Genomic DNA, 13,343 nt, shown 5'->3' with positions numbered 1-13,343 from the left:
CTGCCGCCATGCGACAAAAGGTTGAACACGATACACAGCGCACAGAATGCAGACAAGCGGCGCCCGTGGCGCCGCAACAAGCTGGTCAAGACGGGCCTGATAGGTCGAGAAAATGCCACAGACTGCTCATGAAAGCGTTTCCCAAACGCGACCTGAGCAGCCCCTATGAACGTCAGCCGGTGTTGCGCAATCCAGCTGCAATGCCGGCCACGCTGACCAGCAAGGCTTGCTCCAGAGGGCTTTCCGCCGGGCTTTGCTGTTGCCGTGAACGTGCCAGCAGTTCGGTCTGCATCAGATGCAGCGGATCGAGATAGGTATTGCGCAGGCTGAACGCTTCAAGGCTGGTAGGGTTGTGCGCCAGCAGCACTGACTGCCCGGTCAACTCGAGCACCGCCGCAACCGCCTGCGACAATCTGTCACGCAGATCACACCCTAACGGCAGCAGCTCTGCGCTGACCAGACGCGCGTCGTAGCGCTCGGCGATCTCCGCGTCGGCCTTGGCCAGAACCATCTCGAGCATGTCGATGCGGGTGCTGAAAAACGGCCAGTGCTCGCGCATCGTCTTGAGCCGTTCATGTTCGCCCCGCTCCAGCGCGCTACGCAGTGCCTGTTCCCAGCCCAGCCAGGCGGGCAGCATCAGTCGCGTCTGGGTCCAGGCGAATATCCAGGGAATCGCGCGCAGACTTTCGACACCGCCTTCCCGGCGCTTCGAGGGGCGGCTGCCCAGCGGCAGACGTCCAAGCTCCTGTTCCGGCGTCGCCTGGCGGAAATATTCGACGAACTGCGGATGGTCGCGCACCACGCTGCGGTAGGTCGACACGCCGTCTGCCGCGAGCTTTTCCATGGTTTCACGCCAGTCCGGCTCGGGCATCGGCGGAGGCAGCAAGGTCGCTTCGAGCACAGCGGCCAGGTAAAGGCTGAGGTTTTGTTCGGCGATATCCGGCAGGCCGAACTTAAAACGGATCATTTCCCCCTGCTCGGTGGTCCGGAATCGCCCAGCCACCGATCCGGGGGGCTGCGAAAGAATGGCCGCGTGCGCCGGTCCGCCGCCACGTCCAACCGTGCCGCCACGGCCGTGGAACAGCAGCAGTTCAACTTGATGGTCACGGCAGATCTCGACCAGGCTTTCCTGCGCACGGTACTGCGCCCAGGCCGCCGCGGTGGTGCCGGCATCCTTGGCAGAATCCGAATAGCCGATCATCACTTCCTGGGGGCCGTGCAGACGCTGCCGATAGCCGGGCAACCCGAGCAGCTTGTCGATGGCCGGGCCGGCATTGTCGAGATCAGCGAGTGTCTCGAACAGCGGCACGACTCGCATCGGGCGTTGCAGCCCGGCCTCCTTGAGCAGCAGCTGTACTGCCAGCACATCCGAGGCACCCTTGGCCATGGAGATGACATAGGAGCCGAGCGAGTCGCCAGGGGCCTGCGCCACCACGCGGCAGGTATCCAGCACTTCTGCCGTTTCGGCCGAGGCCTGGAAGTTCGGCGGTAGCAACGGTCGACGGTTGTTCAATTCCGATTGCAGGAAATCCAGACGCTGCTGCTCATCCCACTGATCGTAATGGCCGATACCCAGGTAATCGGTAATTTCCGCCAGCGCCGCGACATGCCGGGACGAGTCCTGGCGGACATCCAGACGCACCAGAAACAGACCAAACGCAGTGGCCCGGCGCAGGGTGTCGAGCAAGTCGCCGTCGGCGATCATGCCCATGCCGCAGGCGTGTAGCGAGTGGTAACAGAGCTCCAGCGGTTCGCACAGATCGCGGTTGTCCAGCAACACGTCTGCTGGTGCAGACTGGTCATGCTCGATCGCCACACTGGCCCAGTCGCGCGTGGCCTGCAGACGTTCGCGCAGGGTCTTGAGCAGGGCTCGGTACGGCTCGGCCGACTGCCCGCTGCGGCTGAGCAGTTCATCGCTGGCTGTCTGCATCGATAGCGCCGTGATCAAGCCGTCGATATCGCGCAGGAACAGGTCTGCCGCAACCCAGCGCGCCAGCAGCAGGACTTCCCGGGTTACCTTCGCCGTCACATTGGGGTTGCCGTCGCGGTCACCGCCCATCCAGGACGCAAAACGGATCGGCGCGACGTCCAGCGGCAGATGCAGGCTGGTGGAGCGTTTAAGCGCCTGATCGGTCTGCCGCAATACATTCGGAAGCGCTTGCCACAGCGAGTTCTCGATCACGGCAAAGCCCCACTTCGCCTCCTCTACCGGTGTTGGGCGGCTGCGACGAATCTCTTCGGTGTGCCAGGCCTCGGCGACAAGCCGCTGCAGACGCAGCTCGATCTTGGCCAGTTCACCCTGGCCAAGGTCAGTGTGATCCCGCGCCGCCAGCTGCGCGGCAATGGCGTCGTATTTCTGGATCAAGGTGCGCCGCGAGACTTCGGTCGGGTGTGCGGTCAGCACCAGCTCGATATCGAGTCGGCCAACCTGGCGTGCCAGGAACGCCTGGCCAAATCCTTCGCCTTTAAGGCGTTCGAGCAGGCCATCCAATGCGCCGGCTTCGGAAGGAGCCGGCTCGTCGGGCCGCCGTCTGCGCACCTGATGATATTGCTCGGCAATATTGGCCAGGTTGAGAAACTGACTGAAGGCCCGGGTCATCGGCAGCATCTCGTCGTCGCCCAGCCCATCGAGCGTTTCCTGCAGGAGTCGGGCCCCGTCTGCCGAGCCGCGGCGCGCGCCCTTGGCGCCCTTGCGGATGCGCTCGATCTTGTCGAAGAAGGCATCGCCGTGTTGCTCGCGAATTGCATTGCCCAGCAGCTCGCCAAGCAGATGAACGTTTTCACGCAGACGCGCGTCAATCTTCGCCATGTTCGCCTCTCTTTACAGGCCGCCGCATCGGAAGTTCGTAAACGAATGCTCACGATGCTGAACGGCTACGCTGTAGGAACCGTCCAAACAGAGTGCACAGCGTCTACGACGAAGACAAGGCATAGCAGAACAAGCCTGTCGATGCTGGCTCGCAATACCCGCCAATATTGCTCGCGAGGCGAGCTAAGGATGGAGCTAGATGAAAATTTCTGAACTGGTCCGTGAATGGGAAAGCAGTGCCAAGGGCCGCATGAGCGCCGCCCAGTACACCATCCCATTGGATGTCGAAAGCGCGGCAAGGCTGGCAGCCCTGGCCGAGATGTATCCGAAGCGCAGCACTGAAGAGCTGCTCGGTGAGCTGGTCGGCGCAGCCCTCGAAGGAATCGAGACCAGCCTTCCCTACGAGCAGGGTTCCAAGGTGATTTCGACGGACGAGCAAGGCGACCCGATCTACGAAGACATCGGACCAACGCCGCGCTTCCTGGCGCTCGCGCGCAAGCATCTAGAGCGTTTGCTTGCCGAACGGGCTGAGCATCCTGATCGGTCCTGAGACGCTGGAAACAGCCGTCCGTGGCGTATCGAGGTAGCGTTTTCTCGCCACCTCGCGCCTTGTCCGATGGCTCTAGATCGCTGCCTTCTCATCGTTGCGTTTGTTTTTTACTGGAACGATTACAGCCAGCTGGCCTCACAAAAACATGCCCGTTCTGATTGCTGACCATTTTTAACAAGTGCAAGCCACAGCGTAACGGGCACTGTTTTCGATATCCCATCGATATCCCAATGGAGACTGGCCATGAAAATGAACACCATCGAAAGCCCGCTATCGCGATTCCAGCTACCCAAGCTGGCAGCCGTTGCACTTGGGGGCCTGTTGCTGGTTGGCTGTGCCGGCAATCCACCCAACGAGCAGTTCGCTGTAACCGAATCGGCCGTCCGTAGCGCCGTCAGCGCTGGGGCTACCCAGTACGCTCCAGTGGACATGCGTGCCGCTCAGGAAAAGTGGAAGCAAGCTGAACTTGCCATGCAGAAAGAAAACTATGACGAAGCCCGTCGACTTGCACAGCAGGCCGAATGGGACGCACGCGTTGCGGAGCGCAAGGCACAAGCTGCCAAGGCCCAAAAGGCCGTTGAGGACGCCCAGAAGGGAATTCAGGAGCTGCGCGAAGAAAGCATGCGCGGCCTTCAGCAGTAACCCTATCCCTTCCGCACTCCCTTTAGCAGAGGATGAATCGACATGCATAAGCTAGTAGCCATCCCCACAGCGATCGCCATGAGCATCGGTCTTGCTGCCTGCTCGTCGCAGCCCAACCAGAATCTGGAAACGGCACGCAGCGAGTTCGCATCACTGCAGAGCAATCCGCTGTCACAAAAATACGCCGCCCTGGAAACCCAGGACGCCTCCAAGCAACTCGACGAAGCCAACAAGGCCTATCTGAGCGACGCGGATGAAGAGCGCGTCGACCAGCTTGCCTATCTGGCCAACCGCCGGATTGACCTGGCCGAGCAGACCATCGAATTGCGCAAGGCTGAGCAACAGATCGAGCAGGCTTCCACCAAGCGGGCGCAGGCGCGGCTTGAATCTCGCGAGGCCATGCTCAAGCGTCAGCAGGACGAGATCCGCCAGCTGCAGCAGGACCTGCAGGCCAAGCAGACCGAGCGCGGCACTCTGGTGACCTTTGGCGACGTGCTGTTCGACCTGAACAAGGCCGAGCTCAAGTCAGCCGGCATGCGTGATGTACAGAAGCTGGCTGAATTTCTAAACGAAAATCCGGAGCGCAAGGTCATGGTCGAAGGCTATACCGATAGCACCGGCTCCGACTCCTATAACCAGCAGCTGTCCGAGCGTCGAGCTGAAGCGGTGCGCCGTGCGCTGGTCCGTTCCGGTGTGGAAATCGATCGAATCCAGACCGTCGGTTACGGTGAAGCGTATCCGGTCGCAAGCAACGACTCGCCAGCAAGCCGGGCGATGAATCGTCGCGTCGAAGTGACGATCTCCAACGATAACAAGCGCGTAGCACCGCGCTCTTCGATGCAGCAATAGTCGCTCGGAAACGCGTCGGCAGTACCGAAGCCCGCCTTATGGCGGGCTTCTTGTTTTCATGACTTCGAACAGTGCAACGCTACGGCTTGGTTGCCGGAGCCTGCTCGGTCGGGACCTGCTGACCCATGCAGCGAATCGCGCGCTTGCGGTTATCCACCAGCACACCGGTCAGGCCTTTCTGCTCGGTATCGAAAAGCACCAGCACACCGTCGATGCACTCCGCGACCTGGGGCGCGGGCTTGAGCGAGACCCGATAGTCTTCACCGGGAATGGTCTTGAGCATCGTGTAGTCGGCCAGCAACAGGGCGTCCTCCGGCTTGGCGATGTGCACGTAACCATAGAAGGAGAGCACCGCAACGGTGCCTATGACGCTGCCGATGGCGGTGAGAATCAGCGGAATGGGGTTGCGTTCGGACATGACGGGGTCGCCTGATCAAAGGGCCGGTATTGTCGCAAAAATAACGGCTTGAGCGCGAAACCCGCTCGTTGCCCGCCCCGATCATTCGACGTGGAGCCCTTCCGCCAGCGCCGGCTTGCCGCGAAAGTGCCAGCAAACTTGTTTGGCAGTAATCGTCCACCATTGCCAAGACGAATAGCTCTTCCCGCTCACACGCTAACCATCGAAGGTTGTTCAACTGCTGCGCTGCCATGCTTGCCGTTGCACGCGAGCGTCCACCTGCCTTCAATAGAACGAGCCCGACATGGTCCTATCCGCCAGCCCCGACGCCCCCGACCTGAACCAAGCCTTCGCTGCGGTCCCAGACCTGATCGCTTATTGGGCCAGGCATCGGCCAGACCAATCGGCGCTACTTCAAGATGGGCGCCGCCTGAGTTACGCAGAACTCGACACCTTGATCAGCAGCATCGCCGCCGCGCTGCAGCGTGACGGTCTGCAGCCCGGCGACTCGCTGGCGATCTGTGCCTACAACTCAATCGAATACGCCGTCGTGTTTCTCGGCGCGTTGCGTGCCGGCGTAGCCGTGGCACCCCTGGCGCCCTCGGCCAGTGCCGAAAGCCTGCTGACCATGCTCGCTGACGCTGCGCCCCGCCTGCTATTTATTGACGCTCATGCGGCGCAACACCTGGAGCCGGTAGCAGCACGCTTGCCCTGTCCAACCCTGCGCCTTGACCAGACGGCGGCGAATGGACTGTCCGGCTGGCTGAGTGATGCCACGCCGGAGCCTGTAGCGATCCAGCCGGAATGGGCGTTCAATATCATCTATTCGTCCGGCACCACCGGCGAGCCCAAGGGCATCGTGCAATCGCACGCGATGCGTTGGGCCCATGTTCGACGCAGTGCCGCCTACGGATACGGCGATGAGGCCACCACGCTCATCTCCACGCCGCTGTACTCCAACACCACGCTGGTAGCGTTTCTCCCAACCCTGGCTCTGGGCAGCTGCGTGGTGCTGATGAGCAAGTTCGGCGCGGGCGAATACCTGCGCCTCGCCCAGCGGCACGCGGTGACCCATACGATGCTGGTGCCGGTGCAGTACCAGCGGCTCATGGCGCGCGAGGACTTCGAGCAATACGATCTCAGCCACTTCCGCTACAAGATGTGCACCAGCGCGCCGTTCGCTGCCGCACTGAAAGCCGAAGTCCTGGCGCGCTGGCCCGGCGGGCTGATCGACACCTACGGCATGACCGAAGGCGGCGGCACCTGCATTCTGGCTGCGCACGAGTACCCGGATAAATTGCACACGGTCGGCCGTCCGGCCGAGGGGCATGACATTCGTGTGATTGACGATGAGGGCCACGAGCTGCCTGTCGGCTCGATTGGAGAAATCGTCGGGCATTCCCCCGCAATGATGACCGGCTACCTGAACAAGCCCGAGAAAACGGCCGAAGCCGAATGGTTCGACCCCAGCGGTAAACGCTTCATCCGTACCGGCGACATTGGTCGCTTCGATGCGCACGGCTTCCTGACGCTGGTTGACCGCAAAAAGGACATGATCATTTCCGGCGGTTTCAATCTCTACCCTAGTGATCTCGAGGCGATTCTGCGTGAGCATCCGGCCATCGCCGATGTCGCTGTGGTCGGCGTGCCCTCGACGCGCTGGGGTGAAACGCCGGTCGCCTTCGTGGTGCTCGCCAAGGGCGAGATGGCGACCCCCGAGGCGCTGTTGGACGGGTTCAACAGCCGCGTGGGCAAGACGCAACGCCTGGCGCAACTGGTGCTGACGGACGAGCTGCCGCGCAGTGCCATCGGCAAAGTGCTCAAGCGTGAACTACGCGATCAATACCAGGTTGAGCACGGCGCAGCTGACTGAAGAGAACCAGCCAGCGCCCCTGGGCGCTGGCACCGCGGCCGGGGCGGCTCATCGACCACAGCGGCCGACCGCAACGTGCCTGGTGCGGATCAATAACCGCGCTGGATATCAATCACGCCGCTAATGGTCCGGCCGTCTTCCAGCGCGACGATCTTCTCGGCGATCTGAACGATGGTCGCCTCGCGCAGCGTTCGCGCGGAGACATGCGGGGTGAGCGTCACCTGCGGCATCTGCCAGAACGGATGCGAAGACGGCAGCGGTTCCTCACGGAACACGTCCAGCACAGCGCGAGTCACCTTGCCCTCTTCGATGGCACGGCAGAGATCCTCATCGACCAGATGCTCGCCGCGGCCCACGTTTACGACTACCGCGTCAGGCCGCAGCCGTGACAGCAGCGAGTAGTCGATCAGATCGCGGGTGCTGTCAGTCAAGGGCAGCGTATTGACCAGCACGCGAGTTTCACCAAGAAAATCATTCAACCCTGCCTCGCCAGCAAAGCAGCGCACGCCGTCGAGGCGGTGCTCGGAGCGCGACCATCCCATAACGGGGTACTCCAGCGTCGCCAGCGTTTTGGCGACACGCTGGCCGATATGCCCGAGCCCGAGCACGCCAATCGGCCACTCGCTGCGTTCGATGGGCCGCCGAAGCTTCCACTGACCGGCCGCCTGCTGTTCACGATAGGCGTCCATGTCACGGCTGATGCCGATCACGTGATAGGCCACGTATTCAGCCATTTGCACTGCCATGCCCGCGTCTTCCAGGCGAACAATCGGAATGTCGCGCGGCAGATTCGGCATGCGTACCAGCGCATCCACGCCAGCGCCGAGGTTGAACACGGCCTTCAGCTGCGGCTCTTTATCGAACAGCGCAGCGGGTGGATGCCAGACGATGGCGTAATCGGCACCGCAACTCGGACTGTCCGGCTGCCAGACCTGGATATCGGCGTCTGGCAACTGTTGCTGAATCAGGCTGGTCCAGCGCTCGGGTTTGGGATCGGCGGCGACGAAGAGGATTTTCATGCTCACTCAGTTTTATTCCTTGGAAGACATCTGCAACGCGCAAAGCGTACTGCTAAATCGCATAGACGTGCCCATTGGCTTCCAGCAGGCGCAACAACGCAGGCCAGGTCAGCTTGGCGGCGCTGCCCAGCTCAGCCGATTGCTGGCGCGTCGTCTCGATGGCTGCCGCTGAAGGCATATGGGTCGGGCCACAGGCCTGAGCGCGCACCTGAATCTCGCAGGCCTTCATCAGGAAGTAGAGGTAGGTGAAGGCTTCGGCGACGGTGCCGCCCGCCGTCAGCACGCCGTGGTTGCGCAGCATCATCATGCGCTTGTCGCCGAGGTCGCGGATCAGCCGCTCGCGTTCGCTCAAGTCCAACGCCACGCCTTCGTACTCGTGATAGCAGAGGTGATCGAGGCAGAGCATCGCCGTCTGGCTCAGCGGCAGCAGCCCATCGCGATGCGCCGAGACTGCCACACCGTCGGCGGCGTGAAGATGCATCACCGCACCAGCGTCCTCACGCCCCATGTGCACGGCGCTGTGGATGGTGAAGCCGGCCGGGTTGACCCGATGCAGGCTGCCGCTCTGAACAATTTGCCCTTCCTGATCCACCTTCACCAACGACGAGGCGGTGATCTCCTGGAACAACAGCCCGTACGGATTGATCAGGAAATGATGTTCCGGCCCCGGCACGCGGGCGGAGAGATGGGTGAACACCAGATCATCCCAGCCAAAGTGCGCGACCAGTCGATAGGCGGCCGCCAGATCCTTGCGCACCTGCCATTCGGCTTCCCGATTCGTAGCGGTTGAATCTTGCATCGCATCTGCTCCGTTGATTTGGAAGGCGCCAGCCGGCGCGGGCCCTTGCAATTGCTTGTCGCCCCTCAGGCCTGTTCGGCGCCGACGGCGTGTTTGCGGTTTTCTTCTTCCTGCAGCGCACGCCACATCAGCTTGCCAGTGGAGGAGCGAGGCAACGAGGCGACGAACTCCACGTAGACCGGTGCCTTGTAGGCGGCCATCTCGGCCTTGCACCAGTCGATGATGTCCTGCTCGCTGACCTGTCCGGGCTGGCCCTCACGCAGCACAATGCAAGCCTTCACCGTCTCGCCGCGCTTGGGGTCGGGCCGCGAGATAACGCAGCACTCCTGAATGGCCGGGTGGCGATACATCAGACTTTCCACTTCCGACGGCCAGACCTTGAATCCGGAGGCATTGATCATCCGCTTGACCCGGTCGACCAGGAAGAAATAGCCCTCTTCATCGTAGTAGCCCATGTCGCCGGTGCGGAAAAATCGGTGGCCGTCCAGTTCGATGAATGCACGCTCGGTTTCTTCAGGACGGTTCCAGTAGCCCTGGAACAGTTGCGGCCCGCGGCTGACGATCTCGCCCACTTCATCCGGGCCAAGCTCCTGCCCGGTGTTCAGGTCGATGACGCGGCTGTCGACATCGAAGACCGGAATCCCGAGGCACTGCGCCTTGGGCCGCGGCACCGGGTTGATGTGGGTGGCGGCGATGGTCTCGGAAAGACCATAGCCTTCGATGTAGCGCAGGCCGGTGAGCCGATGCAGTTTCTCCTCCACGGCCTTGGGCATCGCCGCACCGCCACCGCCGACGCTGACCAAGCTGGACAGGTCGTAGCGCTCCAGATCCGGATCGGAGAGAAAATCGATGGCCATGGTGGCGATGTTGACCCAGCCGGTCACCCGGTGGCGCTCGATCAGCTGCGCGGCAACCTTGCGGTCCCAGCGGGTCATGATCACGGCGGTGCCACCGTTGTAGATCGGCCCGCTCATGGCGCCCTGCATGCCGGTCACATGGAAATACGGCAGGGTTGCGAGGATCACCGATTCGCTGGTGCTGTTGGTCCAGACCACCCGATGAATGATGGTCGCCATGGCCGAGCGATGGGTGTGCATGCAGCCTTTTGGCGCGCCGGTGGTGCCGGAGCTGTAGGGGAACACGCAGAGATCGTCCGGCCCGGCCGAGTGCGGGCCGGGTCTGTGGCCTGCTTTGAGGGCATCACGCCAGCCGATGCCCCCCGTGAAACTCGGGGTTACCGCCGCAGCCTGCACTTCAGCCGGCAGCGCCAGGTCGGTGGGCACTCGCACGTAATCCGAATACGCGGCAACCACGACATGCGCTAGGTTCGCGGTTCCGACCAGCGGAGCAATGAAGCCGGTCAGCTCCTGCCCACAGAGGCACACGGAGGCGCCGGTGTCGTGCAGATAATGCTCCAGCTCGGCGCTGTGGTTCATCGGGTTGACCGGAATCACCACGGCATCGGCGCGCAGAATCGCGTAATAGGCAACGGTGAATTGCGGGGAGTTCTGCATGTACAGCAGTACCCGATCGCCTTTTTCCACGCCCAGATGCTGAAGGTAACCGGCCAGCGCCTCCACCTCGCGCAGGAGTTCGGTATAGGTGATCAGGGTGTCGTAATAGACGATGGCTGGCTTGTCGGGAAAACGCCGCGCCGAGATCTCGAGATTGGTGAACAGGCTGGTTTCCGGCACGCTCAGGTGCTTGGGCAGATCGTCAGGCCAGACCGCATGATGACGAGTGAACATTACAGAACTCCTGAATCGCAATTGTTGGCCAGATCGGCCACGGCCCATTCTTCGCCCCACTTGAGCCAGGCACGGGTATCGCGCAGCGGGGTAATGGCGATGCGCTTCTCGCGTAGCGCTGCGACGTCGAGTTCGGGGTCCGTGAGGTGAGCCGATGAGTGCTCGAAGCCAAGCCACCAATACGGCAGCCCGCGCCCGTCATGGCCCGCCTGCAAACGCGGCCGGGTGATCGAGCCATGGGACTGACGGCTCATTCGCAGATGGCTGACAAGGTCAGCCGAGCACGCCGGGAAATTCACATTCCAGCAGCAGCCGTTCTCATCGCGACGTGCCCACAGCGCACGGATGGTGGCCGCGGCGTAGCGCTCAACGCTTGACCAGTCGATGGCGGTTCGATCAAGGAACGCCTGGCTCAGACCGATAGCCGGCACGCCCAGCAGATCAGCACTGAGCACCGCGCCAAGGGTGCCGGAATAAGGCACCGAGTCACCGATGTTCGCCCCACTGTTTACGCCGGACAGCACCAGATCAGGCGGCGCGTCCTCCAGCCATTCGGCCATGGCAAACATGACGCAATCCGACGGCGTGCCGGAGACGGCGAAGCGGCGTTCACCGTGGTGGTACACCCGCAACGGCGCATGCACCGAAATGCCCTGGCCCGTGCCGCTCTGGTCATGCTCGGGCGCCACCACCCAGACTTCCTCGGCCAGTTGCGCGGCAATTCGCTCGAGCAGTGCCAACCCCGGCGCGGCGATACCGTCGTCATTGGTCAGAAGGACGCGCCGTAATAATGGTTTGCTCATGCCACCACCCCGCTGTTGCCACGCTGGGCGATCCGCCAGCCCGCCTCAGCCAAGAGACCGGCACGCTGGCCAACCTGCAACGCATCGGCATTGCTGGCATTGCCCTGCAGGGCTCGCGCGTACACGCCCTGCAGAATTGCTGCGAGCCGGAACAGTGAAAACGCCACGAACACATGCCAGTCGTCGATGCCGTCACGCCCGCTCTTCAGGCAATACCGTTGCAGCACCTCGTGCTCTGACGGAATGCCCTGCGCGTGCAGATCGATGCCGATCAGACCACGCAAACCGTCGACGCCAGCCGGCAGGTGATACGGCAGGCAGAAGTAGGCGAGATCCGCCAGCGGATGGCCGATGGTGGACAGCTCCCAATCCAGAATCGCCGCGACCTTCGCCTCGCCCGGCGCGAAGATCAGATTGCCGAGGCGGTAGTCACCGTGGGCAATGGCGCATTCGTCATGCTGCGGGACCTGCTCCGGCAGCCATTGCATCAGACTTTCCATCGCCGGCATGTCGCCGGTGCGAGACGCCTGATACTGACCGGACCAGCGTTTCACCTGACGGGCGAAATAGCCCTGAGCCTTGCCGAAATCGCTCAACCCCGCCGCTTCGACGTCTACCTGATGCAGCGCGGCCAGCGTATCGATAGCGGCCAGGTGGATCGATTGGCGTTCGGCGACCGGCAATTCGTCCAGGGCCGGGTGACTAAAGATTCGTCCTTCAATATGGTCCATTACGTAGAACGCGGTGCCGATGATGCTTTCGTCTTCGCACAGCAGGTACACCGAGGGCACCGGCACGCTGCTGTGTTCGGAGAGCGCACGGATCACCTTGTACTCGCGTTCGACCATGTGCGCCGACGGCAGCACCTTGCCCGGCGGTTTCTTGCGCAGCACGTAACGGCGCCCGGCGCTTTCCAGAAGGTAGGTGGGGTTGGACTGGCCGCCCTGAAACTGGCGGACCAGCAGATCGCCACCCATCTGCGGCAGATGCTCGCGCAGGTATCGAGCCAGGGCCGCCTCGTCGAATCGATGCGCGGGCAGAACGTCGATCAGCTCGGGTTCGTTCATCGACGGGTCCTCAACATGCGGTTTCGCCACCATCGGCGACGATCACCTGGCCAGTGATATAGGCACTGGCGGGCGCTGCCAGGAAGACCGCGAGACCGGCGATGTCCACCGGCTCACCGATACGGCGCAGCGGTGTCTTTTCGGCGGCGCGGCGAACCCGCTCCGGATCATCGAGCAATGCCTTGGCGAAATCGGTACGCACCAGCCCCGGCGCGATGGCGTTGACGCGGATGCCCTTTGGCCCCCACTCCGCCGCCAGATTACGCGCCAGTGCCGCTTCGGCGGCCTTGGAAACGCCATAGGTGCCGATCACGGTGTTGCCGCGCAATCCCGCAATGCTGGAAAGCATAATGACCGCGCCTTCGCCACGCTCGGCCATTTGCGGCAGCACCATGTTGGACAGCCAGAAGGTGCCCTTGACGTTGGTGTCCATGATCTTGTCCCAGGCGTCGTCGGTCAGCTCGCTGGTGGGACCATAAACCGGGTTGGTGGCCGCATTGCAGACCAGCACGTCGATGCGCCCCCAGGTCTGCAAGGTGGTGTTGACCAGCCGTTGCAGGTCTTCCTTGCGCCCCACGTGGCAGGGCACGGCGATGGCCTCGAAGCCAGCCGCGTTCAGCTCGGCAGCAACGGCCTCGCAGGCGTCGACCTTGCGGCTGGAAATCACCACCCGTGCGCCGCAACGGGCCATTTCTTCGGCGATGGAGCGACCGATACCGCGAGTGGAACCCGTGATCAGCGCCACCTTTCCAGACAGGTCGAATAAGGGATTGGTCATCGGACGGCA

The 13,343-nt window shown here is 62.5% G+C and carries 12 protein-coding genes; 4 read left to right on the top strand and 8 right to left on the bottom strand.

What is annotated here, in order from left to right; translation table 11 throughout:
* Positions 1–172: 172 nt before the first annotated feature.
* Entirely contained in the window at positions 173–2,809 is a 2,637-nt protein-coding gene (gene ppc, locus ALTERO38_RS05305; RefSeq protein ID WP_159967531.1) for a phosphoenolpyruvate carboxylase, read from the bottom strand.
* Between the two features lie 199 nt (positions 2,810–3,008).
* On the opposite strand from ppc, the gene ALTERO38_RS05300 reads away from it, so the two are divergent.
* The 3 genes from ALTERO38_RS05300 to ALTERO38_RS05290 all read left to right on the top strand — a co-directional run bounded on the left by ALTERO38_RS05300 (position 3,009) and on the right by ALTERO38_RS05290 (position 4,850).
* Positions 3,009–3,359 (top strand): pilin assembly protein, encoded by a 351-nt coding sequence (locus tag ALTERO38_RS05300; RefSeq protein ID WP_159967530.1) that lies wholly within the window; start codon positions 3,009–3,011, stop codon positions 3,357–3,359.
* 243 nt (positions 3,360–3,602) lie between these two features.
* Positions 3,603–4,001, top strand: coding sequence for a DUF4398 domain-containing protein (locus ALTERO38_RS05295; protein ID WP_064480276.1), 399 nt, complete (start codon positions 3,603–3,605; stop codon positions 3,999–4,001).
* Positions 4,002–4,043: 42 nt separating this feature from the next.
* Positions 4,044–4,850, top strand: coding sequence for an OmpA family protein (locus ALTERO38_RS05290; protein ID WP_064480277.1), 807 nt, complete (start codon positions 4,044–4,046; stop codon positions 4,848–4,850).
* Between the two features lie 79 nt (positions 4,851–4,929).
* Here the strand turns inward: ALTERO38_RS05290 and ALTERO38_RS05285 are convergent, their stop codons facing one another.
* Complete coding sequence (locus ALTERO38_RS05285) at positions 4,930–5,268, bottom strand: hypothetical protein (protein WP_159967529.1); 339 nt, start codon at positions 5,266–5,268, stop codon at positions 4,930–4,932.
* A 283-nt stretch (positions 5,269–5,551) separates the two neighbouring features.
* On the opposite strand from ALTERO38_RS05285, the gene ALTERO38_RS05280 reads away from it, so the two are divergent.
* Positions 5,552–7,120 carry a class I adenylate-forming enzyme family protein gene (locus ALTERO38_RS05280; RefSeq protein ID WP_159967528.1) on the top strand — a complete coding sequence of 523 codons (1,569 nt, stop codon included), beginning with the start codon at positions 5,552–5,554 and terminating at the stop codon, positions 7,118–7,120.
* 89 nt (positions 7,121–7,209) lie between these two features.
* Here ALTERO38_RS05280 and ALTERO38_RS05275 read toward each other — a convergent pair whose 3' ends face one another.
* The 6 genes from ALTERO38_RS05275 to ALTERO38_RS05250 all read right to left on the bottom strand — a co-directional run bounded on the left by ALTERO38_RS05275 (position 7,210) and on the right by ALTERO38_RS05250 (position 13,334).
* Positions 7,210–8,139, bottom strand: coding sequence for a glyoxylate/hydroxypyruvate reductase A (locus ALTERO38_RS05275; protein WP_159969635.1), 930 nt, complete (start codon positions 8,137–8,139; stop codon positions 7,210–7,212).
* 52 nt (positions 8,140–8,191) lie between these two features.
* Positions 8,192–8,938: a class II aldolase/adducin family protein gene (locus ALTERO38_RS05270; protein ID WP_045425379.1), complete on the bottom strand. Its 747-nt coding sequence runs from the start codon at positions 8,936–8,938 to the stop codon at positions 8,192–8,194.
* 65 nt (positions 8,939–9,003) lie between these two features.
* Complete coding sequence (locus ALTERO38_RS05265) at positions 9,004–10,686, bottom strand: long-chain fatty acid--CoA ligase (protein WP_159967527.1); 1,683 nt, start codon at positions 10,684–10,686, stop codon at positions 9,004–9,006.
* A complete protein-coding gene (gene surE, locus ALTERO38_RS05260; RefSeq protein WP_159967526.1) occupies positions 10,686–11,489 on the bottom strand; it encodes a 5'/3'-nucleotidase SurE in 804 nt (267 codons plus the stop codon). The genes ALTERO38_RS05265 and surE overlap by 1 nt, the downstream gene beginning before the upstream one ends.
* Positions 11,486–12,556: a phosphotransferase gene (locus ALTERO38_RS05255; RefSeq protein WP_159967525.1), complete on the bottom strand. Its 1,071-nt coding sequence runs from the start codon at positions 12,554–12,556 to the stop codon at positions 11,486–11,488. The genes surE and ALTERO38_RS05255 overlap by 4 nt, the downstream gene beginning before the upstream one ends.
* Positions 12,557–12,566: 10 nt before the next feature.
* Positions 12,567–13,334, bottom strand: a complete 768-nt coding sequence (locus ALTERO38_RS05250) for an SDR family NAD(P)-dependent oxidoreductase (protein WP_159967524.1) — start codon at positions 13,332–13,334, stop codon at positions 12,567–12,569.
* Positions 13,335–13,343 lie beyond the last annotated feature (9 nt).

Source organism: Pseudomonas sp. 9Ag (genome assembly GCF_902506445.1).
Taxonomy (GTDB): domain Bacteria; phylum Pseudomonadota; class Gammaproteobacteria; order Pseudomonadales; family Pseudomonadaceae; genus Stutzerimonas; species Stutzerimonas stutzeri_AB.
The sequence above is the reverse complement of the archived record's forward strand: the minus strand, read 5'-3'. Positions and strand labels throughout refer to the sequence as shown.